The sequence below is a fragment of the Mycobacterium sp. NPDC006124 genome (assembly GCF_040614235.1).
Taxonomy (GTDB): domain Bacteria; phylum Actinomycetota; class Actinomycetes; order Mycobacteriales; family Mycobacteriaceae; genus Mycobacterium.
Map to the genome: position 1 here is coordinate 215398 of NZ_JBEXUA010000004.1, position 22293 is coordinate 237690.

The window sequence follows — 22293 nt, forward strand, 5'->3', positions numbered from 1 at the left end:
GTATTCTGGCCTAGATGAAAACGGTTTCCAAGTCGACCGTGCCACTGGCCGCCGACCCGTCGGTGACGGATGTAGAGCACGCCGAGCACCTGCACGGTGCCAGTCCGGCGCTCGACGTGCCGCCCCGGGCGGTCCTGGACCACTCCGGCGACCTGTTGCGCGCGCTGGCCGCACCGGTCCGCATCGCAATCGTGCTGCAATTGCGGGAATCCTCCCGGTGCGTCCACGAGCTCGTCGACGCCCTAGCCGTGGCGCAGCCCCTGGTCAGCCAGCACCTGCGCATCTTGAAGTCCGCCGGCGTCGTCGCCGGGGAACGCACCGGACGCGAGGTGCGCTACCGCCTCGTCGACCACCACCTCAGCGACATCGTGCTGGCCGCGGTGGCCCACGCTGGTGAATACGCCCACCACCACGAGGGGGGCGAGGTCCGATGAGTACCACCGCCGTGCGCTCCACCCGCCAGCGCGCCGCCATCGCGGCGCTCCTGGAGAACGTCGAGGAGTTTCGCTCTGCCCAGGAACTGCACGACGAACTGCGCCGCCAGGGCGAGGGCATCGGCCTGACCACCGTCTACCGCACGCTGCAGTCGATGGCCTCGGCCGGGCAACTCGACACGCTGCGCACCGATACTGGCGAGTCCGTCTACCGCCGGTGCTCGGAACACCATCACCATCACCTGGTGTGCCGGACCTGCGGCTCGACCGTCGAGGTGGAGGGCGCCGCGGCCGAGGCCTGGGCCACGGAAGTGGCTGCGCTGCACGGCTTCTCCGACGTCAGCCACACCATCGAGATCTTCGGGGTGTGCGCGGACTGCGCCTCGTAAGTCAGCTGAGGCGGTCGCGCGCCAGCGTCAGCACCGTCTGCGCCGTCAGGGGGGCCAACGGCAGGTCATCGGGCGAACGAGGGTCCACCCAGCGCATCTCGTCGATCTCGGCCGCCGCTCTCGGCACGCCGACGAGATCGACGAAGAACAGATCGGCGTCGACGACGTAGCCGGGTTCGTTGGCGGCCGCCGCGGTGAAACGGCCCAGCGATCGGGCCGACGACTCGTCGACGCCGGTGCCGAGTTCCTCGCGAACCTCGCGGACGAGCGCCTCCAGCGGGCGCTCCCCCGGCTCGATCTTGCCGCCGGGCTGCATGAACGCCGACGTCCCCCGCTTGCGGACCACCAGCACGTGGTTGCGGCCGTCGAGGACGACGGCCGCGACGATCCGGATGACCTTCACCGGGTCAGGGCGCGCCGCACCTCGGCGCCGGTGGTGAGCACCAGCAGGATCAACGTGCGCAACGCCTCCTCCGACAAACCCGCGGCGGGAAAGTTGTACCGCAGCATCACGTCTGCGACGCCGTCGTCGGCCGCCTTGCCCACCAGCGTGACGGTCCCGAGCATCACCTGACCGGCCTGCTCGATGATCAGATCGCGAATCCCGTGGGAGAGCGACAGATCCCACGCCAGTGGAGACGTCAGCGACACCATCTCCAACCCGTCGGCGATCACCACCACGCGCAGCGAAGCCACCATGCCGTCCACCGTGATGGTCAGGGCGCCGTCGGGTTCTGCGACGAGCGTCGTAGCCTCCCCCAGCGCCGAGGTCAGCCGTTCCAGCAGGCTCATTCGGCCCGACCGAACCGTCTGTTGCGGTTCACGTACTCCATGCACGCCTCCCACAGATCCCGCCGGTCGTAGTCGGGCCACAGCTTGTCCTGGAACACGAACTCGGCGTACGCGGCCTGCCACAGCAAGAAGTTGCTGGCGCGCTGCTCACCGGAGGTGCGGATGAACAGGTCCACGTCCGGTATGTCGTCGCGGTGCAGGTGCTTGGCGAACGAGGCCTCGTTGATGCGGTTCGGCTTGATCTTGCCGTCGGCCGCCAGCTGCGCCAATTCCTGTGCGGCCTCGATGATCTCGGTGCGACCACCGTAGTTGACGCAGTAGTTGATGGTGATGACGTCGTTGCCGACGGTCATCTTCTCGGCGATGTCGAATTCCTTGATGACGCTGCTCCACATGCGCGGCCGCGATCCGACCCACCGCATTCGTACGCCCATCGCGTTGAGATTCTCGCGGCGCCGGCGCACCACCTCGCGGTTGAAGCCCATCAGGAACCGCACCTCTTCGGTGCTGCGCTTCCAGTTCTCGGTCGAGAAGGCGTAGACGGTGAGGTGCTTGACGCCGAGCTCGATCGCTCCGCACGTGATGTCGATCAACACCGCCTCGCCCATCTTGTGGCCCTCGGTGCGGCCAAGCCCCCGCTGGGTGGCCCACCGACCGTTGCCGTCCATGACGACCGCGACGTGGTGGGGCACCTGGCCCGCGGGGATCAGCGGCGCAGATGCCTTCGACGGGTGCTGCGGCGGTCGGGAGAACCTGCCGTTGGTGTGGGGCGGAAGCTCCGGGAAGACCACCGGCCAGGAGGACGTGTCCGGAAACGTCGGATAGTCCTCAGGCGCCGGAGGCAACTGCGGGAACGTCTCCTTCTTGCCCCTGCCCCGTGTCGTAGCCATGTGCCTCATCCTGCCCGAAAGGGCCACTCGGCGGTTCGGCGGGCAGCAGCGGAGCGACTCGGGATCTGAGGGAGTCGACCATCCGGTCGGCCCGGTAGGCACGCTCGACCAGCGGCAACGTCCGCAACTGGCGTTCGAGGTGCCACTGCAGATGCGCGGCCACCAGCCCACTGGCCTGGCTGCGGTAGGACGCCGTCGAGGCCTCGGCGGCAGCCCAGTCCCCGTCGTGCAGGGCCGACATCAGGTCGAGCACGCCCTGCGGTGGGGTGATCGATCCCGACGGCCGGCAGTGCATGCACACACTGCCGCCCGCGGCGACGTGGAAGGCGCGGTGTGGCCCGGGCGCCGCGCAACGTGCGCACTCGGTGAGCGACGGGGCCCAGCCCGCAATTCCCATGGCCCGCAACAGGTATGCATCCAGGACCAGTTCCCGGGGCCGGGTGCCGTCGGCGACCGCCCGCAGCGCCGCGACGGTGAGCCGGTGCAGGGCGGGCGACGGGGCGCGTTCCTCACCGGCCAGCCGCTCGGCGGTCTCGAGTACCGCACACCCACTGGTGTACCGCCCGTATTCGCTGACGATGTCCCCGGCAAACGCGTCGATGGCCTGCACCTGGGTCACGACGTCCAGATTGCGCCCCGGATAGAGCTGGACGTGGATGTGCGCGAACGGCTCCAGCCGGGCCCCGAACTTGCTCCTGGTCCGCCGCACGCCCTTGGCCACGGCGCGGACCAGCCCGTGCTCGAGGGTGAGCAGCGTCACGATCCGGTCGGCCTCGCCGAGCTTGTGCTGGCGCAGCACGACCGCTCGATCCCGGTACAACCGCATGACGACAGTGTTCCACCTCGGTCCGACCACCCGCACCGACCACGCCGGGGTGAGCGTGCCGGATATTCTCGATGCAAATGTCAGCCACCTCCTCTCACGGGTCGAGCACGCGGCCCCCCGGCAAGCACCTCCCCACCCTGACCCAGCTGCAATTTCGACTCGCCAGCGGCAGGGTCTCCTCCGTCGACCTCGTCACCCGCTCGCTGAAGGCGATCGAGGCGAGTCAGTCGACGCTCAACGCCTTTCGCGTGGTCCTGACCGAGCACGCGTTGGCCGATGCCGCCGCCGCAGACCGCAAACGTGCTGCGGGACAAGATCTCCCCTTGCTGGGCATCCCCATCGCGGTCAAGGACGACGTCGACGTCGCGGGGGTGCCCACCCGCTTCGGCACCTCGGGCGAGGTGCCACCGGCCACGGCCGACGCCGAGGTGGTCCGACGGTTGCGCGCCGCGGGTGCGGTCATCGTCGGGAAGACCAACACCTGCGAACTCGGACAGTGGCCGTTCACCAGTGGGCCGGCCTTCGGGCACACCCGCAACCCGTGGTCGGCCGAGCACACGCCCGGCGGATCCTCCGGCGGCAGCGCTGCGGCGGTGGCCGCCGGCCTGGTCACCGCGGCGATCGGCTCCGACGGCGCCGGCAGCGTCCGGATCCCCGCGGCCTGGACCCACCTCGTCGGAATCAAGCCCCAGCGGGGCCGGTTGTCGACGTGGCCGCTGCCCGAGGCGTTCAACGGGATCACCGTCAACGGCGTGCTGGCACGCACCGTCGTCGACGCCGCGCTGGTGCTCGACGCGGCCTCGGGGAACGCCCCTGGTGACCTGCACCAGCCGCCGCCAGTCACCGCCGCCGAGTACGTCAGCCAGCCACCGGCACCGTTGACGGTGGCAATGTCGACGAAGTTTCCCTTCACCGGCTTTCGGGCGACGCTGCATCCCGAGATCCGGGCCGCGCTCGAGCGGATGGCCGGACACCTCGAGCACCTCGGCCACACGATTCGCACCGCCGACCCCGACTACGGGCTGCGCACGTCGTGGAACTTCCTGTCCCGGTCGACCTCGGGCCTGCTGGAGTGGGTGGACCGGCTTGGGCCCGGGGTGCAGTTCGACGAGCGCACCGTCGCCAACACCAGGATGGGGCGCCTGCTGTCGGAGAAGATCCTGCGCGACGCCCGTGCGCGCGAGGCGGAGTCCCAGCGTCGGATCGGGTGGATCTTCAACCTCGCCGACGTCGTCCTGGCCCCGACGACGGCTCAGCCGCCGCCGAAGCTGCATGACTTCGACGGCCGCGGCGGGTTGTCCACCGACCGCGCGATGATCCGCGCCTGCCCGGTGACGTGGCCGTGGAATCTGCTCGGGTGGCCGTCGGTCAACGTGCCGGCTGGGTTCACCTCCGACGGGTTGCCGATCGGCGTTCAGCTGATGGGGCCGGCCGGCAGCGAACCGCTGCTGGTGTCGCTGGCGGCCGCGCTGGAAGCCAGTGGTGCGTGGCGGGCCGATCAGCCCGAGGTCTGGTGGGGCACCCCGGAGGACTAGCTAGAAGCCAAGCCGCCCAAGCTGTTTGGGGTCGCGCTGCCAGTTCTTGGCGATCTTCACGCGCAGGTCCAGGTAGACCTTGGTGCCGAGCAGCGTCTCGATCTGCTGCCGGGCCGCCGTCCCGACCTCGCGCAGTCGCGCCCCGCCCTTGCCGATGACGATGCCCTTTTGGGAGTCCCGTTCGACGTAGAGGATGGCGTGCACGTCGATGAGGTCGTCTCGACCCTCGCGCTGCTCCACCTCGTCGATGACGACGGCCAGCGAGTGCGGCAGTTCGTCGCGAACGCCCTCCAGCGCGGCCTCGCGGATCAGCTCGGCCATCAGGACTTCCTCGGGCTCGTCGGTCAGCTCCCCGTCCGGGTAGAACGCCGGACCGGGCGGAAGTTGCGCGGCCAGTACCCCGGTGAGCACGTCGACCTGCTCGCCCGAGATCGCCGACACGGGAACGATCTCCGCGGCACCGCCGGTCAGCTCACTCACTGCCAGCAGTTGGGCGGCCACCTTCTCCCTGGACACCTTGTCGACCTTGGTCACGATGACGGTCAGGGCGGTCCGCGGCGCCACGGCCCGGATCTGCTCGTAGATCCAGCGGTCCCCCGGGCCGATGGTCTCGTCGGCGGGGATGCAGAGCCCGATCACGTCGACCTGCGAGTAGGTCGCCTTCACCAGCTCGTTGAGGCGCTCCCCCAGCAGGGTGCGCGGCCGGTGCAATCCCGGGGTGTCGACGAGGATGATCTGGAACTCGGGGCGGTGCACGATGCCGCGAATGGTGTGACGGGTGGTCTGCGGTCGATTCGAGGTGATCGCGACCTTGGCGCCCACCAGGGCGTTCGTCAGCGTCGACTTGCCGGTGTTGGGCCGGCCGACGAAACAGACGAAGCCGGAACGGAACTCACTGGTCATTCGTCTTCTTCCCGATCGGTGGGTTTGACCAGGACGGTGCCGATGCGCACCCGGCCGCGGTGGTCTCGGCCACCCTCGGCACGCAGGCGCAGCGCGTCCCAGGTCACCTCGACACCGGGCAGCGGCACGCGACCCAGCTCGTGGGCCAGCAAGCCACCGACGGTGTCGACGTCGAGATCGTCGTCGAGCTCGAGCTCGTAGAGTTCGGCGAGGTCCTCGAGCGGGAGCCGGGCGCTGACGCGAAACTGCTTGTCGCCCAATTCCTCGACGGGCGCCACCTCGTCGGTGTCGTATTCGTCGGCGATCTCCCCGACGATCTCCTCCAGCACGTCCTCGATGGTGACCAGCCCGGCGATGGCGCCGTACTCGTCGACCAGCAGCGCCATGTGGTTGCGGTCCTTCTGCATCCCGCGCAGCAGGGCGTCCAAGGGCTTTGAGTCGGGCACGAACACGGGCGGTCGCATGACCTCGCCGACGCGGGTGTCGATGCCGCCGTTGCTGTAGTAGGTCTGCTCGACCAGGTCCTTGAGGAAGACCACGCCGACGACGTCGTCGACGTTCTCGCCGATCACGGGCAGCCGGGAGTGCCCGCTGCGCACCGCCAGCGACGTAGCCTGCCCCGCGGTCTTGTCACTCTCGATCCACACCATCTCGGTGCGCGGCACCATCACCTCGCGGGCGAGGGTGTCGCCGAGTTCGAAGACCGACTGGATCATCCTGCGCTCGTCGTCGGCCACGACGCCGCGCTGCTGGGCGAGGTCGACGACCTCCCGCAGTTCGATCTCCGAGGCGAACGGGCCGTTGCGAAAGCCCACGCCCGGGGTGAGCGCGTTGCCGATCAGCACCAGCAGCCGGCTGATCGGGGTCAAGAGCACCGAGATCGCTTGCAGCGGAAGGGCTGCGCCGAGCGCGATGCTGTAGGCGTGCTGCCTGCCGAGCGTGCGCGGCCCCACGCCGATCGCGACGAAGCTGACCACCACCATGATGGCCGCGGCGGCGAGCAGACCCCACTTCAGGCCGAGGTCCTCGTAGAGGAACGCGACGAGCAGGACCGTCGCCGCCGTCTCACACGTGATGCGCAACAGCACGATGAGGTTGACGTAGCGCGGCCGGTCGTCGATCAGGCGGGCCAGCCGGGCGGCACCCGGGCGCTCCTCGCGGACCATCTCCTCGATCCGGGCGATGGACACCGTGCTGATGGCGGCGTCGACCGCGGCGAACACGCCGCCGAGGGCGATCAGCGCGAGAGCGCCGACGAGAGAAGCCAATCCGGTCACGGTTGATCGAAGAACTGGGACTTGTCCAACAGTCTGCGGTCCTTCTCGCTCTGGCGGTCCTGGTGGTAGGCGGCGACCTGGTCGGCCACCCACTCCTCGAGCAGTTCGCGCTGCAGGGCGAACATCTCCTTCTCCTCGTCCGGCTCGGCGTGGTCGTAGCCGAGGAGGTGCAGCACGCCGTGCACGGTGAGCAGGGCCAGCTCCTGGCCGAGCGAATGTCCCGCCTTCTCAGCCTGTTTGGCCGCAAACTCGGGACACAGCACGATGTCGCCCAGCATCGACGGCCCCGGCTCCGGGGCGTCGGGACGACCGCCTGGCTCGAGCTCGTCCATGGGGAAGCTCATGACGTCGGTCGGCCCCGGCAGGTCCATCCACCGCATGTGCAGGTCGGCCATGGCGGGGGTGTCGAGCAGGACCATCGACAGCTCGGCACCGGGGTTGACGTCCATCTTGGCGATGACGAATCGTGCGACGCTGACCAGTTCGTTCTCGGCGACGTCGATACCCGATTCGTTGGACACCTCGATGCTCATCGGCGCTGCCTCCCGGTGCCCGATCGGCGCTCGGCCCGGTTCGCCGAGGGCGCCTCGGACCTGGCGTAGGCGTCCACGATCTCGGAGACCAGGCGGTGGCGCACCACGTCGGCGCTGGTGAGCTCCGAGAAGTGGATGTCGTCGATGTGGTCGAGGATCTCCATCGCAGCGCTCAGACCCGACTTGGCGCCGTGCAGGTCGACCTGGGTGGAGTCGCCGGTGACGACGATCTTCGAACCGAAGCCAAGGCGGGTGAGGAACATCTTCATCTGTTCGGGCGTGGTGTTCTGCGCCTCGTCGAGGATGATGAACGCGTCGTTGAGCGAGCGTCCGCGCATGTAGGCCAGCGGCGCCACCTCGATCACGCCCGCGCTCATCAGCTTCGGAATCAGCTCGGCGTCCATCATGTCGTGCAGCGCGTCGTAGAGCGGCCGCAAATAGGGGTCGATCTTCTCGCTGAGGGTGCCGGGCAGGAAGCCGAGACGCTCGCCGGCCTCCACCGCGGGCCGGGTCAGGATGATGCGCGAAACCTGTTTGGTCTGAAGGGCGTTGACGGCCTTGGCCATCGCGAGGTAGGTCTTGCCGGTGCCGGCCGGCCCGATGCCGAAGACGATGGTGTGGGCGTCGATCGCGTCGACGTAGTGCTTCTGGTTGAGCGTCTTGGGTCTGATCGTCTTGCCGCGCCGCGACAGGATGTCGAGGGTCAACACGTCCGCGGGTGACTCGTTGCCGGTGCCGGTGATCATGCCGACGCTGGTCCGCACGGCGTCGGGCGTCAACGTCTGTCCGCGGGAGACCACCGCGATCAACTCGGTCAGGACACGCTCGGCAAGCGCGACGTCGGCGGACTCACCGGACAGGGTCACCGCATTGCCCCGCACGTGGACGTTGGCGGTCAGCAGGGCTTCGAGGGCACGGAGGTTCTCGTCGGCGGAGCCGAGCAGTCCCACCACGAGGTCGGGCGGAACACTTATGTTGCTACGCACGGTGTTGTCCGAGGCGGTGCTGTTGGCGGCGGTCGTCTCGCGGGGCGTCACGTGGTGTTCAGTGCCTGCTTTCCGTGCTCAGATACGTATTGCGTACTGCGAACAGCTTACCGCTGGTCACCGTGCCAACCCAAAGAAGAAGGGGCACCCGAGCGGGTGCCCCTTCGTCGCGTGGTGCCGTGTCAGCGGCTCTGCTGCACGGTGTTGTCGGCGTGCGCGATGTTGACGGCCGGCAGTACCGACTTGACCTTGCGGTCGTGGTCGACACCGGCGGAGTAACCCGGCATTTCCAGCACCGGCAGCGTTTCGGCGGATGCGGTCGCTTGCATCGGAGCCGCTACCCCAAGAATGCCCGCAGCAAAGCCGCTGGCAACGAGGGTGGCAAGTCCGAACTTCTTCGTGTTCTTCATTTCTTCTTTCGTGCCCTCTGTGGTTGCGTCGACCGGCGGTGGAGCCATCCAACCGGTCTGCTAGCACGAACGCACTGATCAGACGATTAATTCCGACGGAGTACAACCGTGGGCGTTTCGCCGAGATCGAGGTCACAGATTCCAGCGCGGCGTCAGCACGCCGAGTGCGCCAAGCGCCACTGCGGCCGCCGATGTGGTCCGCAGCACACTCGGACCGAGCCGCACGGCGGTCGCCCCGGCGTCGGTCAACACCCGCAGCTCGTCCTCGCCGATGCCGCCCTCGGGGCCGATCAGCAACATCAGCGAACCAGCCTGGCCGAGGCTCGCCGCCGCCAGCGGAACGGTCGCGGACTCGTGCAGCACCAGCACCGAGGTCACCTCGGCGACCGACCGCACGTGGGCGGCCAACTCCCTGGTCGACACCAACGAGGTGACCGGGGGGACGTACGGGCGCCGCGACTGCCGGGCCGCGGACCGGGCCACCGCCTGCCAGCGGCGAAGCCCCTTCTCGACCTTGGCGGCTCCGTCCCAACGAGCCACGCAGCGGTCGGACTGCCAGGCGAGGAACGCATCGGCACCCGCCTCGGTGGCCAATTCGACCGCCAGCTCCGAACGATCCGACTTCGGCAGGGCCTGCACTACGGTGACCACGGGCGAGGGTGGCGCGACGACACGCCTGCTCAACACGCGGGCGGTCAGGGTGCCCTTGCCGACGCCGTCGACCACCACGTGCGCGACCGTGCCCGCCCCGTCACCCAGGTCGAGCTCCTCCCCGACGCGGATGCGCCGGACGGAGGCAGCGTGAAAGCCCTCGTCACCCTCCACGCTGAGAAGGCCGCCGACTTCGGGGACCGCGTCGACGTAGAACAGTGCGCGACTCACGGCGCTACGAACCCGACGTGACTAGCGGCCGGTGAACGTCTCGCGGAGCCGGCTGAAGAGCCCACCGCCGGCGGGTGCGGCCTGCGTCGACTTGACCTCGGCCACGTCGCGCACGCGATGCTCCTTGAGCTTGTGCAGGAGATCGGTGTCCTGATGGTCCAGCCGGGTTGGCACCACGACCTCGATGTGGGCGTGCAGGTTGCCCCGAACGCCGGACCGCACGTTGGGCATGCCGTGGCCACGCAGGGTCGTGACCGCCCCCGGTTGCGTACCCGGTGCGACGACGATGTCGGTGTCGCCGTCGAGGATTGCGTCGACGGTGACCGTGGTGCCCAGCGCTGCGTCCACCATCGGCACGGACACGCTGAAGTGCAGGTCGTCACCGTCGCGGATGAACACGTCGTGCGGCGTCTCGTGCACCTCGACGTGCAGGTCGCCCGCGGGGCCGCCACCGGGGCCCACTTCGCCCTGGGCGGCCAGCCGCACCCGCATGCCGTCGCCGACCCCGGGCGGGATCTTGACGCTGATGTCGCGCCGCGCGCGCACCCGGCCGTCGCCGCCGCAGCGGTGGCACGGGTCGGGGATGACCTCGCCCACGCCCGCGCACACCGGGCACGGACGCGACGTCATGACCTGACCGAGCAGGGACCGCTGCACGGACTGCACCTCGCCCTGACCATGGCAGGTGTCACACGTGACCGGCTTGGAGTCACCGTGGGTGCCCTTGCCCTGGCACAGATCGCACAGGATCGCGGTGTCCACGGTGACGTGCTTGGTGACGCCCGTCGCGCACTCGGCCAGATCGAGTCGCATCCGCAGCAGGGAGTCCGATCCCGGACGCACCCGGCCCACCGGTCCGCGACCACCGCCCCCGCCGCCACCGAAGAACGCCTCGAACACGTCGCCGAGGCCGCCGAAGTTGGCGCCGCCGAAGCCGTTTGCGAACCCGCCCGCGCCGGCGCTCTCCATCGGGTCACCGCCGAGGTCGACGATGCGCCGCTTCTCCGGGTCGCTCAGCACCTCGTACGCGACACCGATCTCGCGGAACTGCGCCTGCGCCGCCTCATCGGGGTTCACGTCGGGATGCAGTTCGCGCGCCAGCTTGCGGTAGGCGCGCTTGATCTCCGAGTCGCTCGCACCCTTGCTCACACCGAGCAGGCCGTAATAATCCCGTGCCACGCCAAACCCTTCTTCGCTTCGTGAAGCCGCAGTCGCCGTCGTTCCCGAGGCCCCTAGCGGGCACCCAGGACTTCACCTATGTACAGAGCAACCGCGGCGACGTTGGAGATGGTTCCCGGATAGTCCATCCGAGTGGGACCCACCACACCCATCCCGCCGAAGACCTTGCCCGAGCTGCCGTAGGTGGTGCTCACCACGGACGTTCCCGCCATCTGCTCGGCCGCGGTCTCGTGTCCGATGCGCACCGTCACCTTACCGGCCTCCTCCTGGGCAGCCAGCAACCGCAGCACCACCACCTGCTCCTCGAGTGCCTCCAGCACCGAACGCAGTGAGCCGCCGAAGTCGGCGGTGTTCCGGGTGAGGTTGGCCGTGCCGCCGAGCAGCAAACGCTCCTCGGAGTGCTCGACGAGGGTTTCGACGAGCACCGTCGCCGCCCGCCCGACGGCGTCACCCAGCCCGCCGTGGCCGACCAGCTGGGAGGCCAGGTCCGAGACCGCAATCGAGGCGGTGTTGATCGGCTTGCCCTCCAGGGCTTGGCCCAGCCGTTCGCGCAGCGTCGAGAGCTGCACGTCGTCGATCGCGTCGCCGAGCTCGACGATCCGCTGGTCGACCCGGCCGGAGTCGGTGATGACGACCAGCAGCAGCCGGGCCGGGGTGAGCGCGACGACCTCGAGGTGGCGCACCGACGACGTCGACAGCGTCGGGTACTGCACGATGGCGACCTGGCGGGTCAGTTGGGCGAGCAGCTTGACCGCGCGCCGCAGCACGTCGTCGAGGTCGACGCCGGACTCCAGGAACGTGAGGATGGCGCGACGCTCGGCCGAGGACATGGGCTTGACGTCGTCGAGGCGGTCGACGAACTCGCGATACCCCTTCTCGGTGGGCACCCGGCCCGAGCTGGTGTGCGGCTGGGCGATGTACCCCTCGGCCTCCAGGACGGCCATGTCGTTGCGCACCGTGGCACTGGAGACGCCCAGGTTGTGGCGCTCGACGAGGCTCTTCGAACCGATCGGCTCCTTCGTGGAGACGAAGTCGGCGACGATCGCGCGCAGCACCTCGAAGCGACGGTCGTCGGCAGTACCCATGGTTCACCTCCTAGTCGTCGTCATTTTACGTCGCCCAGCAGCACCGACGCGCCGCGGCGTCGCGCGGTGCCAACCGGTGGGCCAACGGATAGCCTGACTAGGTGCTCACCGGGACCGGACGATGATCTTCAAGGGCGTCCGCGACGGCAAGCCATATCCGGAGCACAACCTGTCCTACCGGCAGTGGGCGCAGATCCCGCCGCGGCAGATCCGGCTCGACGAGTTGGTGACCACCACGACCGTGTTGGAACTGGACCGCCTGCTCTCGGAGGACTCGACGTTCTACGGCGACCTGTTCCCGCACGCCGTCCGGTGGGAGGGCAACGTATACCTCGAAGACGGCGTGCACCAGGCGGTTCGGGCCGCGTTGCGCAACCGTGCCGTCCTGCACGCGCGGGTCTACGACATGGACCTCCCGCTGGATCAGCAGACCTGACCGACTACCCCAGCAGTTCTCGGACCACGGCGTCGGCGAGCAACCGGCCGCGATCCGTCAGCACCATCGCGTCCCCGTGGTCGCTCAGCAGGCCGGCGCGGCACAGTTCTTGGGCCCTCGAGCGCTCGCCGGCGTCGAGCGTGCTCACCGGCAAACCGCCGCGCAGCCGAACCGTCAGCATCAGGTCCTCGGTGTGCCGCTCGGGTGCGCTCAACTCCTCGCGCCCGCCGACGGGCAGTTCGCGACGGGCGAGCAATTCGGCATAGGCGTTGGGGTGCTTGACATTCCACCACCGCACGCCGTCGGTGTACCCGTGCGCCCCGGGGCCGGCCCCCCACCACTCGCCGCCGTCCCAGTAACCGAGATTGTGGCGGCACTCGCCACCCGGGAGACTCCAGTTGGACACCTCGTACCAGTCGAACCCGGCACCCGAGAGGCGTGCGTCGAGAAGTTCGTAGCGGGTGGCGAGCACGTCGTCGTCCGGCGCGGGCAGTTCGCCGCGGCGCACCCGCCTCGCCAGCGCGGTGCCCTCCTCGACCACCAAGGCATACGCCGAGACGTGGTCGACGCCGGCCCCGATTGCCGCGTCGACCGAGCGCGTCAGGTCGTCGTCGGTCTCCCCCGGCGTGCCGTAGATGAGATCGAGGTTGACGTGCTCGAACCCCGCAGCCCGGGCGTCGGCGGCAGCGGTCAGCGCGCGACCCGGCGAGTGCACGCGGTCCAGCGCGGCGAGCACGTGCGGCGCCACCGACTGCATGCCCAGCGAGATCCTGGTGAAGCCGGCGGTCCGCAGGCGGGCGAGCAGCTCCGGTGTGGTCGACTCCGGGTTGGCCTCGGTCGTCACCTCGGCGCCCGCGGCCAGGGTGAAGTTGGCCCGCACCGCGTCGAGCACGGCGGCGAGCCGCTCCCCGCCCAGCATCGTGGGGGTGCCGCCGCCGACGAACACCGTCGCCGCCTCGGGGACCTCTCCGCGCGATGACAGCTGGTGGGCAGCCAACTCGAGTTCGACCTTCATCGCCTCGAGCCAGCCGTCGGGGTTCGCGCCGCCGAGTTCGGCGGGGGTGTAGGTGTTGAAGTCGCAGTACCCGCAGCGAGTCGCGCAGAACGGTACGTGGACGTAGACGCCGAAGGGTCGCGCCGCAGAACGTCCGGTGACCATCGGTCCAGTCTCCCAGAGCCGAATTTGGCTCGTGATGAGCGCAAGATTTGGCCGGTTGGAGCCCATCGGGTGCTTCGTGGCAGAATGGCGAACGTGACTGCTGCTCAGACCTCGACCGCCGGCGTGTCGCTGGTGGTCCGGCGGCACGTCGACTTCAAGCGCGTATGCACCTGTTGCTGTCTGCCCTGACAGCGTTCGATCTCGGAGAACCGTCCATCCTGTAACTCAGCTGGCCGCCGGATCTGCGCCGCCGGACAGCCACCGGTGACGACGCACGATTCACACGCCGGCTCCCTCGAGAGGGGCCATCACATGACCCAGGCCGACGCCAAGCCCGCCAAGCCACCCAAGAACGAGGGCCAGTGGGCACTCGGGCATCGCGAGCCGCTCAACCCCAACGAGCAGGCCAAGAAGGACGACAACCCGCTCAACGTTCGCGAACGCATCGAGAACATCTATGCCAAGGGCGGCTTCGAGAGCATCGACAAGGGTGATCTGCGCGGACGTTTCCGCTGGTGGGGCCTGTACACCCAGCGCAAGCCCGGTTATGACGGCACGTGGACCGGTGACGACAACACCGACATGCTCGAAGACGAGTTCTTCATGCTGCGGGTGCGCTCCGACGGTGGCGCCCTGACCGCGGCGTCGCTGCGGGCACTCGGCGGCATCTCCACGGAGTTCGGCCGCGACACCGCCGACATCTCCGACCGACAGAACGTCCAATTCCACTGGATCCGGGTCGAGGACATGCCGGAGATCTGGCGGCGCCTCGACGAGGTCGGCCTGCAGACCACCGAGGCGTGCGGCGACTGCCCCCGCGTCGTGCTCGGCTCGCCGCTGGCCGGCGAGTCGCTCGACGAGGTCATCGACGGCACCCCCGCCATCGACGAGATCACCAGGCGCTACATCGGCAAGCCGGAGTACTCCAACCTGCCGCGCAAGTTCAAGACCGCGATCTCGGGGTTGCAGGACGTCGTCCACGAGATCAACGACGTCGCGTTCGTCGGCGTCGTCCATCCCGAGCACGGTCCCGGATTCGACCTGTGGGTCGGCGGCGGTCTGTCGACGAACCCGATGCTGGGCCAGCGCGTTGGCGCGTGGGTTCCGCTCGACGAGGTGCCCGACGTGTGGGAAGCCGTGGTCAGCGTGTTCCGCGACTACGGCTACCGCCGCCTGCGCGCCAAGGCGCGGTTGAAGTTCCTGATCAAGGACTGGGGCATCCCGAAGTTCCGCGAAGTCCTCGAAACCGAGTACCTCAAGCGGCCCCTGGTCGACGGACCCGCGCCGACGCCGGTTCCCCGGCCGATCGACCACGTCGGCGTTCAGCGTCTGAAGAACGGCCTCAACGCCGTCGGCGTCGCGCCCATCGCGGGCCGGGTGTCGGGCACGATCCTGACCAAGGTCGCCGACCTCGCGGAGGCGGCCGGTTCGGATCGCATCCGTTTCACCCCGTATCAGAAGTTGGTCATCCTCGACGTGCCCGACGACGCGCTCGACGCGTTGCGCGACGGACTCGACGCACTCGGGTTGCCGTCGAAGCCGTCGCACTGGCGGCGAAACCTTATGGCCTGCACGGGAATCGAGTTCTGCAAACTGTCGTTCGCCGAGACCCGCAGCCGCTCGCAGCAGCTGGCCCCGGAGCTCGAGAAGCGACTGGACGACCTCAACGCCCAACTGGACGTCCCCGTCACGATCAACATCAACGGCTGCCCCAACTCGTGCGCCCGCATCCAGATCGCCGACATCGGCTTCAAGGGCCAGATGGTGGACGACGGCAACGGTCCCGAGGAGGGTTTCCAGGTGCACCTGGGTGGCAGCCTCGGCTTGGACAGCGCGTTCGGCCGCAAATTGCGTCAGCACAAGGTCACCAGTACGGAGCTCGGTGACTACATCGAGCGTGTCGTCCGCAATTTCGTGAAACAAAGGGAGGACGGCGAGCGTTTTGCAACGTGGGCCGTTCGGGCCGACGAAGCTGATTTGAGGTAGCGATGACCGACGTGATGACCGAGACCGACCTGATCGAGATCGCCGAGCGGGGCGCAGCCGAGCTGGCGGGCGCCTCCGCCGATGAGCTGCTGGCCTGGACCGACGAGACCTTCGGCGGTGACGCCGGAGCCGGGCCGCCGGCGACATCGGGTTACGTCGTGGCCTCGAACATGCAGGACGCGGTTCTGGTGGCGATGGCTGCCAAGGTGCGCCCGGGCGTGGACGTCTTGTTCCTCGACACCGGCTACCACTTCGCCGAGACGATCGGTACCCGCGACGCCGTCGAGGCCGTGTACGGCGTCAACATGGTGAACGTCACTCCCGAGAACGACGTGCCCGAGCAGGACGAGCTGTTCGGCAAGGACTTGTTCGCCAGGGATCCCGCGGCGTGCTGCCGGATGCGCAAGGTCGAACCGCTCGGCAAGGCGCTGAAGGGTTATTCGGCCTGGGTCACCGGCATTCGGCGCGTCGAGTCCCCGACGCGGGCCAATGCCCCACTCGTCAGCTACGACAAGGCCTTCGGATTGGTCAAGATCAACCCGATCGCCGCGTGGTCCGACGAGGAGATGCAGGCCTACATCGACGCCAATGACATCCTGGTCAATCCCCTGGTCTTCGAGGGCTATCCGTCGATCGGCTGCGCGCCGTGCACGGCGAAGCCCATCGACGGAGCCGATCCCCGCAGCGGCCGCTGGGCTGGTCTGTCGAAGACGGAGTGCGGGCTGCACGCCTCGTGACCCTCGATGACTGAACCCGCCCTGATCCTCGCGGCTCACGGCAGTGCGGATCGCCGTTCACCGCAGGTGGCCCACGCACTCGCGGGACGCATCCGCCGACTTCGCCCCGGAATCGAGGTCGGCGCGGCGTTCCTGGAGAAGTCGCAACCCTTCGTCGGCGACCTGCTGTCCGAACTCGCGCGGCGCGGCGAGCCCGCGGTCGTGGTCCCAATGCTGTTGGCCAGCGCCCATCACGTCACGGTCGACCTGCCGGCGGTGATCGAGGAGTCCGGTGCGACGGTCGAGGTCGCCGACGCTCTCGGCGAGGACCCGGCGCTGGTGACGCTGCTCGGGCAACGTCTCGCCGCCGCCGGCGCACCGGCCGACCGACGCGACGTGGGGGTCGTGGTCGTCGCGGTGGGATCCTCCAGCGAGGCGGCCAATGCCCGCACGACGACGCTGGCGTCGGCTCTCGTGGCGCGGACGCGGTGGGCGGCAGTGGAGGTGGCCTTCGCCACCGGGCCGCACCCCACCGTCGCAGAGGCCGCCGCTCGACTTCGAAGCCGTGGAGCCCGACACCTCGTCGTAGCGCCGTGGTTCCTGGCTCACGGCCGCATCACCGACCGGGTCGCCGCGTCGGCCGCCGAACTCGGCATCCCGATGGCCGAACCGCTGGGCTCGCACAACCTGGTCGCCGCCACGCTGCTCGACCGCTACGACGCCGCCCGGCTCGTACGGCTCGCCGCCTGATCGACCAACGCGGTTTGCCATCCGCCCCACCGGGGCCACGGCTGGGTCGTCATTGGCAAGCTGGGCACGGCTCGACGTCCATTCGACGTTTAGTGCGTCATTTGCTCATCTCGTGGCATGATATTGACGGCGGCGTCCAGCCGCCCACGACCCCGCAAACGGTCGTCGGATCGCAATTCGGGGATTGGATTGGGATAGAACATGAATACAGATCGTTTCACTCGTCGGATGGCGTTGGTCATCGGTGGCGGTGCGATCATCACGATGGGTGCACTGACCGCTGGCTGTAGCAGCAGCGAGACGCCCGCACCCAGCAGCACGACGACGACGACGACCACCGCGCCGTCCGTCACCCCGACGGAGAAGAGTCTCACCCCGGGTGGGGCGAACAGCTTCTCTCCGCCGGTGAAGGCACCGCCGGCTCCTACCGGCGAGCCGGGAACTCACCGCAACGGCAGCAGTTCCTAACTCCGGTCGCCGCAAGGCAATTCGAATTCTGCAGGGACGTCACATAATGGCGTCCCTGCAGAGTCGACGATGGTGACCGGGAGTCCCTGGTGTTCGATCGACGCATCGCCACGCGAGTGGCCGGGTGCACGTTGGCCCTCTCGTTGACAGCCGGTGTGGCCGTGGTCATCTCGGATCACCGGTCCGAATCTGCGGCCCGACCCGCGGTCACGATCGCCGGGCCCTATGCAAACCTTCTGGCCAGTTCCACCGATCTCGGCCCGTCCCAACTGGACCACGCTCAGCTCACCGTCGGCCTTCGAGAGTCCACCCGACCCGACCGCCTCCTGCAGTGGGCGACGACCAAGGGACTCGACGTCCGCTGGAAGGACGGCGAGGACTGGGCGATCGTGGAGGGTACCCCGCACGTCGTGGCCGAGGCCTTCGACGTACCCGTGCACGACTACCGCGGCATGCAGGGTCAGGTCTTCTACGCCTCCCCCCAGCAGCCCGAGGTACCGGCCGCGGTGCGCACCACGGTCACCGATCTCGGCCGTATCCTCGGATTCACCCCGCACCGCGAGGCGCGCCCGGATCACGTGCCGCTCGACGTCCCCGGCCAAGGGCTGACGCCGGCGGCCCTGCTGACCGCGTACAACGCCAATCCCCTTACCGACGCCGGCGTTACGGGCAAGGGCCAGACCATTGCCTTCTTCGCCTTCAGCGGTTACGACCAGGGCGACCTCGACGACTTCGCGTCGATGTCCGGCCTGCCACCGCTGAAGCCGGTGCTCGTCGGCGGTCAGCCGAGCGAGTCACGCGCCGAGACCGTGATGGATCTCGAAGTGGCCCATGCGATTGCGCCCGACGCCCGGATGGTGGTGGTCAACGCCCGTCCGACGTTGGAGGGCGGCCGCACCTACGAACGCATCGCGGAGATGTTCGATGCGACCAACGAGCAGTTCCCCGGCGCCGTGTGGAGCCTGTCGATCGGGTGGGGTTGTGACGCGCTGATCACCGCAACCGACCTCAAGCCCGTGCAGTCGGCCCTGGAGCGCGCCCACCGCAACGGCACGTCGGCCTTCGACGCCAGCGGTGACACCGGAGGCCTGGAGTGCAAGGGAGGCGAGAACTGGTCGTCCGCACCGGGTCCCGACGACGTCGGGCTGGACGCGATTTCCTCCCTTCCCGGCATGACGTCGGTGGGCGGCACGACGCTGTCGACCGACGAGGACGGCCAGTGGTTGGCCGAGCAGGCCTGGATCGACTCGCCGCTGTCGCAGGGCACCAGTGGCGGTGTGTCCAAACTCTTTCCGCGCCCCGCGTGGCAGCGCAGGCTGACCGTGGAGCGGGACTCCGGCAAGAAGCAGCGGCGCCTCACCCCCGACGTGTCCGCCCTGGCCGACCCGTTCACCGGCGTGCGGATCAGATTCGACCAGCAGGACTTGGTGGGCGCAGGAACGTCGCAGGCGGCGCCCGTGTGGGCCGGTCTGACCGCGCTGATGAACCAGTACCTGCTGGCCAACGGCGGTCAGCGCCTCGGTGACGTCAACCCCCTGCTCTACCGCGTCGCCGCAGGCGCCAACGAAGCGGGGTTCCGGGACGTGACGCTGGGCGGCAGCGCCGTCGACGTCGCGGCCCCCGGTTACGACCTGGCGACCGGTCTCGGCAGTCCCAACGTCGCCCAGCTGGCGCGTGACTTCCTCGCCATCCAGAAGGGAATGGCGCCTCGATGACGGCGACGACGATGACGTGTCGCGTCTGCGCCGTCGTCGTCCCGGAGGGCGAGTTCTGCGGAAACTGCGGGGCGACGGCGACCGCGCGGCGAGGTGACGGACCGTCCTGGCTCCGGCTGTCGGCCTACGCCGCCGCTCCCGGTGAGCGCGTGCTGCGGCCGGCGGTGCCGAGCACGGTGTTTCCGAGGGCACCGCGACATCTCCGGGTGGCGTTCGGCGTCGCGCTGATCGGCGTCGTCGCACTGCTGGTGGGCACGGCCGCGCCGATGTGGCTGGCCCCGTTGATCGGCGTCGTCGGCGTCGGGCTGCCGGTGGTGTTCCTGGCGTACCTCGCCGTGGCCGACGTGATGGCGGACCGGCTGGCGGGCACACTGCTGGTGAGTGCCGTGCTCAGCGTCGCCGGGGGTGTCGGCTGGAGCATCGCGACCGATCTGGCTGCCGCACGCGTCGACGACGACGCCCTGGGCCTGCCGGCCAGCACGCTCGACCTGCTGCTGACCTGTCTGGGCATCCCGGTGGGCTTCCTGATCCTGCTGCTGGCCCCGACGGCCGTCGCCCGGCTCTGGCACCCCGGTGCTCGAGAGCCGCTGCGCGGTATGACGATTGGGGCCTTCGGCGCCATCTGCTTCGTCACGGCCGGAAGCATGACGTCTCTGGTGCCGGAACTCGCCGGCGGTCCCGTGGACACCGACGGTCAAACGCCCGTCGACCTGGTGGTCGGAGGTTTGATCCAGGGAATCGCAGTCCCGCTGACGGCCGCGGCGGTCGCCGGCGCGGTCGGCGCGACCCTGTGGTTCGTGCCGCGCCGCGACACCGGTCGGCGGTCGCGGTGGTACGCGCTGACCTCGCCCCTTCCGTCGACCGCGTTCGGGCTCGCCGCGTACCTGGGTTTGGGGGTGCTGGACTTCGTCTCGCCGCCCAGCATCGTGGAGACGGTGGTCTACGCGGTGCTGACCGTGGTGGCCCTCTACCTGCTGCGCCTCGTGGTGCACTCCACGCTGCTGCACGCCCAGCCCGACGACGCCGGGGCACCGGATGAAGTGCTGCTCTGTCCCGAGTGCGAGCACGTCGTCCCGGACCTGCCCTTCTGCCCGCGGTGCGGCCTGGCGAGCCTGGCCACCTCGCGAATCTCGCGGGCCCGCAGGCGTTCCGAGCGCCCCGTGCCGGTGAGCTCGTGACGGCGGCGCCCCCGACGGTGTGGCCGGGGTATGCCACGCCGGAGACCAGCTACACCGCGGCGCCGGTGAAGTCGACGTCGCCGACGCGCCTGCTGCTGATCCTGGCCGCCGCGGTGGTCATGGTGGCGGCGGGCGCGACCGCCGCGGCGGTCTGGCTGACTCCGCAGGAGGCGGCGGTGGTGTGCCCGCCCGATTGCGGTACCCCGCCGATCGCCAAACCCGTCTCCACCAACCCCCGGTTCACCTCCACCGACGGTCAGTTCTCGGTGTCCTATCCCGGACCCGAGACCGCCTACGACGCCACGTTCGAGCCGAACGGAGTGGTGCTGGACCTGCTCGCCGGTGACGGCGGCACCCTGCGCTTGTTCGGGCAGCCCGCCAACGGACGAACGCCACGACAGATCGCCGACGACATGTTGCGAGAGCACTATCCGGACGCGACGTTCGACTACGAGATCCCCAACGCCTTCGTGGGTTACCAGCTGGGGTACGGAGAGCTGGCCGACGACTATCCCGCCGACGCGATCGGCGACGACGACCGCAACCGGGTCCTCGTCATGGTCGGGGTCAAGAACGACTACGCGTTGATCGCCGCGGCCGCCGGTCCGTACCGGGAGTTCACGCCCGAGTTCGGGTCGGGGCATCCCTCGGGCGCCAACTTCTTCCTCGCCCTGGACATGGCGAAGTACGTCAACAGCTTTACCTGGCGGGGAGACCCGCCGCGCTGAGGTCGGCGGGCACCTCGACGTCACCGGGGATCGGCGGCACCCGGGTGGCGCGCACGTAGACGGTGTCGCCCTCCTTGAGTGCGAGCGCCTCGGCGTCACCGCGGGTGATCTGCGCGGTGAACGTCGAGTTGTCCGCCGCGCTGGTCAGTTCGACGCGAACCTCGAAGCCCAGCATCACGATTCGGTCGATCACGGCGCGGATGACACCGGTCGAGGACACGCTGCCGTCGGTCTGCGCGAGGGCCATGTCGGGATTGCGACCCACCCGGATGTCGTGGGGACGCACCAGCGTGCCGTTCAAGGAGGACACGGCGCCGAGGAACGACATCACGAATCCGTTGGCGGGACTGTCGTAGACGTCGGTGGGCGAACCGATCTGCTCGATGCGGCCCTTGTTGAGCACGGCGATGCGGTCGGCCACGTCGAGCGCCTCGGCCTGGTCGTGGGTGACCAGCACGGTGGTGACGTGCACCTCGTCGTGCAGTCGGCGTAGCCACGCCCGCAGGTCCTCGCGCACCTTGGCGTCCAGCGCTCCGAACGGCTCGTCGAGCAGCAGCACCTCGGGGTCGACCGCGAGAGCGCGGGCCAGGGCCATCCGCTGCCGTTGACCACCAGAGAGTTGGCTGGGATAGCGATTCTGGAATCCGGCGAGGCCGACGATCTCGAGCAGGCTGTCGACCTTGTCCTTGATCTCGGCCTTGGGCATCTTGCGGATCTTCGGGCCGAACGCCACGTTGTCGCGCACGGTGAGGTGCTTGAAGGCCGCGTAGTGCTGGAACACGAAGCCGATCCCGCGTCGCTGCGGCGGCACCCCGGTGACGTCGCGGCCCTTGATGGTGATGGTGCCGGTGTCGGGCTGATCCAGACCGGCGATGGCGCGCAACAGGGTCGACTTGCCCGATCCGCTGGGCCCCAGCAGAGCGGTCAGCGATCCCTCGGGCACGTCGAAGGTGATGTCGTCGAGGGCGACGAAGTCTCCGTAGCGCTTGTTGGCGCCGCGCACGGTGATGGCGTTGGTCTGCTCGGAAGTCATGGG

24 protein-coding genes and 1 pseudogene are annotated in these 22293 nt (G+C 69.0%); 11 read left to right on the top strand and 14 right to left on the bottom strand.

Translation table 11 applies throughout. The features are described 5' to 3' along the window. Window positions 1-14: 14 nt before the first annotated feature. Together ABZ195_RS10655 and ABZ195_RS10660 are read left to right on the top strand one after the other, a co-directional pair. Window positions 15-434, top strand: coding sequence for a metalloregulator ArsR/SmtB family transcription factor (locus tag ABZ195_RS10655; protein WP_355217405.1), 420 nt, complete (start codon window positions 15-17; stop codon window positions 432-434). Beyond that, entirely contained in the window at window positions 431-823 is a 393-nt protein-coding gene (locus ABZ195_RS10660) for a Fur family transcriptional regulator (RefSeq protein ID WP_355217407.1), read from the top strand. Before ABZ195_RS10655 ends, ABZ195_RS10660 begins: the two co-directional genes overlap by 4 nt. 1 nt (window position 824) lies before the next feature. Here ABZ195_RS10660 and ABZ195_RS10665 read toward each other — a convergent pair whose 3' ends face one another. The 4 genes from ABZ195_RS10665 to recO are packed head-to-tail and all read right to left on the bottom strand — an operon-like array spanning window position 825 to window position 3331. After that, the gene (locus ABZ195_RS10665) at window positions 825-1226 is read right to left on the bottom strand and encodes an NUDIX domain-containing protein (RefSeq protein ID WP_355217409.1); all 402 of its coding nucleotides are present in this window, start codon (window positions 1224-1226) and stop codon (window positions 825-827) included. After that, window positions 1223-1615, bottom strand: a complete 393-nt coding sequence (locus ABZ195_RS10670; RefSeq protein WP_355217411.1) for a hypothetical protein — start codon at window positions 1613-1615, stop codon at window positions 1223-1225. The genes ABZ195_RS10665 and ABZ195_RS10670 overlap by 4 nt, the downstream gene beginning before the upstream one ends. Then, window positions 1612-2505 carry a decaprenyl diphosphate synthase gene (locus ABZ195_RS10675; RefSeq protein ID WP_355217413.1) on the bottom strand — a complete coding sequence of 298 codons (894 nt, stop codon included), beginning with the start codon at window positions 2503-2505 and terminating at the stop codon, window positions 1612-1614. Before ABZ195_RS10675 ends, ABZ195_RS10670 begins: the two co-directional genes overlap by 4 nt. After that, window positions 2444-3331 (bottom strand): DNA repair protein RecO, encoded by an 888-nt coding sequence (gene recO, locus ABZ195_RS10680; protein WP_355217415.1) that lies wholly within the window; start codon window positions 3329-3331, stop codon window positions 2444-2446. The genes ABZ195_RS10675 and recO overlap by 62 nt, the downstream gene beginning before the upstream one ends. Window positions 3332-3408: 77 nt before the next feature. Between recO and ABZ195_RS10685 the strand changes: the two genes are divergently transcribed. After that, on the top strand, window positions 3409-4866 hold the full coding sequence (locus tag ABZ195_RS10685; RefSeq protein ID WP_355217417.1) for an amidase: 1458 nt from the start codon (window positions 3409-3411) through the stop codon (window positions 4864-4866). On the opposite strand, the gene era is transcribed toward ABZ195_RS10685, so the two are convergent. The 8 genes from era to hrcA form a co-directional block, all read right to left on the bottom strand. Continuing rightward, window positions 4867-5769: a GTPase Era gene (era, locus tag ABZ195_RS10690; RefSeq protein ID WP_355217419.1), complete on the bottom strand. Its 903-nt coding sequence runs from the start codon at window positions 5767-5769 to the stop codon at window positions 4867-4869. It lies immediately after the preceding gene. Then, window positions 5766-7046, bottom strand: a complete 1281-nt coding sequence (locus ABZ195_RS10695) for a hemolysin family protein (RefSeq protein WP_355217421.1) — start codon at window positions 7044-7046, stop codon at window positions 5766-5768. The genes era and ABZ195_RS10695 overlap by 4 nt, the downstream gene beginning before the upstream one ends. Then, window positions 7043-7579: an rRNA maturation RNase YbeY gene (ybeY, locus tag ABZ195_RS10700; RefSeq protein ID WP_355217422.1), complete on the bottom strand. Its 537-nt coding sequence runs from the start codon at window positions 7577-7579 to the stop codon at window positions 7043-7045. The genes ABZ195_RS10695 and ybeY overlap by 4 nt, the downstream gene beginning before the upstream one ends. Continuing rightward, a complete protein-coding gene (locus ABZ195_RS10705) occupies window positions 7576-8616 on the bottom strand; it encodes a PhoH family protein (protein WP_355217424.1) in 1041 nt (346 codons plus the stop codon). Before ABZ195_RS10705 ends, ybeY begins: the two co-directional genes overlap by 4 nt. A gap of 131 nt (window positions 8617-8747) precedes the next feature. Next, the gene (locus ABZ195_RS10710; protein WP_355217426.1) at window positions 8748-8975 is read right to left on the bottom strand and encodes a hypothetical protein; all 228 of its coding nucleotides are present in this window, start codon (window positions 8973-8975) and stop codon (window positions 8748-8750) included. A gap of 132 nt (window positions 8976-9107) precedes the next feature. Then, window positions 9108-9857 (bottom strand): 16S rRNA (uracil(1498)-N(3))-methyltransferase, encoded by a 750-nt coding sequence (locus ABZ195_RS10715; RefSeq protein ID WP_355217427.1) that lies wholly within the window; start codon window positions 9855-9857, stop codon window positions 9108-9110. A 21-nt stretch (window positions 9858-9878) separates the two neighbouring features. Then, the gene (dnaJ, locus tag ABZ195_RS10720) at window positions 9879-11036 is read right to left on the bottom strand and encodes a molecular chaperone DnaJ (protein WP_355217429.1); all 1158 of its coding nucleotides are present in this window, start codon (window positions 11034-11036) and stop codon (window positions 9879-9881) included. Window positions 11037-11089: 53 nt separating this feature from the next. Beyond that, window positions 11090-12121: a heat-inducible transcriptional repressor HrcA gene (gene hrcA, locus ABZ195_RS10725; protein ID WP_355217430.1), complete on the bottom strand. Its 1032-nt coding sequence runs from the start codon at window positions 12119-12121 to the stop codon at window positions 11090-11092. Between the two features lie 121 nt (window positions 12122-12242). Here hrcA and ABZ195_RS10730 point away from each other — a divergent pair, with 121 nt between their 5' ends. Further along, the gene (locus tag ABZ195_RS10730) at window positions 12243-12557 is read left to right on the top strand and encodes a type II toxin-antitoxin system VapB family antitoxin (RefSeq protein ID WP_355217432.1); all 315 of its coding nucleotides are present in this window, start codon (window positions 12243-12245) and stop codon (window positions 12555-12557) included. A gap of 4 nt (window positions 12558-12561) precedes the next feature. Here ABZ195_RS10730 and hemW read toward each other — a convergent pair whose 3' ends face one another. Beyond that, window positions 12562-13716, bottom strand: coding sequence for a radical SAM family heme chaperone HemW (gene hemW / locus ABZ195_RS10735; RefSeq protein ID WP_355217434.1), 1155 nt, complete (start codon window positions 13714-13716; stop codon window positions 12562-12564). Between the two features lie 312 nt (window positions 13717-14028). Here hemW and ABZ195_RS10740 point away from each other — a divergent pair, with 312 nt between their 5' ends. The 7 genes and pseudogenes from ABZ195_RS10740 (at window position 14029) to ABZ195_RS10770 (ending at window position 21257) form a co-directional block, all read left to right on the top strand. Continuing rightward, window positions 14029-15702, top strand: coding sequence for a nitrite/sulfite reductase (locus tag ABZ195_RS10740; protein ID WP_355217435.1), 1674 nt, complete (start codon window positions 14029-14031; stop codon window positions 15700-15702). A gap of 2 nt (window positions 15703-15704) precedes the next feature. Continuing rightward, window positions 15705-16439, top strand: coding sequence for a phosphoadenylyl-sulfate reductase (locus ABZ195_RS10745; RefSeq protein ID WP_355217437.1), 735 nt, complete (start codon window positions 15705-15707; stop codon window positions 16437-16439). Next, a pseudogene (locus tag ABZ195_RS10750) lies at window positions 16418-17168 on the top strand (sirohydrochlorin chelatase). Before ABZ195_RS10745 ends, ABZ195_RS10750 begins: the two are co-directional and overlap by 22 nt. Window positions 17169-17396: 228 nt before the next feature. Beyond that, a complete protein-coding gene (locus ABZ195_RS10755) occupies window positions 17397-17636 on the top strand; it encodes a hypothetical protein (protein WP_355217439.1) in 240 nt (79 codons plus the stop codon). Between the two features lie 155 nt (window positions 17637-17791). Further along, on the top strand, window positions 17792-19351 hold the full coding sequence (locus ABZ195_RS10760; RefSeq protein WP_355217864.1) for a S53 family peptidase: 1560 nt from the start codon (window positions 17792-17794) through the stop codon (window positions 19349-19351). Beyond that, window positions 19348-20529: a zinc ribbon domain-containing protein gene (locus tag ABZ195_RS10765; RefSeq protein WP_355217441.1), complete on the top strand. Its 1182-nt coding sequence runs from the start codon at window positions 19348-19350 to the stop codon at window positions 20527-20529. Before ABZ195_RS10760 ends, ABZ195_RS10765 begins: the two co-directional genes overlap by 4 nt. Then, window positions 20526-21257 (top strand): hypothetical protein, encoded by a 732-nt coding sequence (locus ABZ195_RS10770; RefSeq protein WP_355217442.1) that lies wholly within the window; start codon window positions 20526-20528, stop codon window positions 21255-21257. The genes ABZ195_RS10765 and ABZ195_RS10770 overlap by 4 nt, the downstream gene beginning before the upstream one ends. Here ABZ195_RS10770 and ABZ195_RS10775 read toward each other — a convergent pair. Beyond that, entirely contained in the window at window positions 21229-22290 is a 1062-nt protein-coding gene (locus ABZ195_RS10775; protein WP_355217444.1) for a TOBE-like domain-containing protein, read from the bottom strand. The genes ABZ195_RS10770 and ABZ195_RS10775 overlap by 29 nt on opposite strands. Window positions 22291-22293 lie beyond the last annotated feature (3 nt).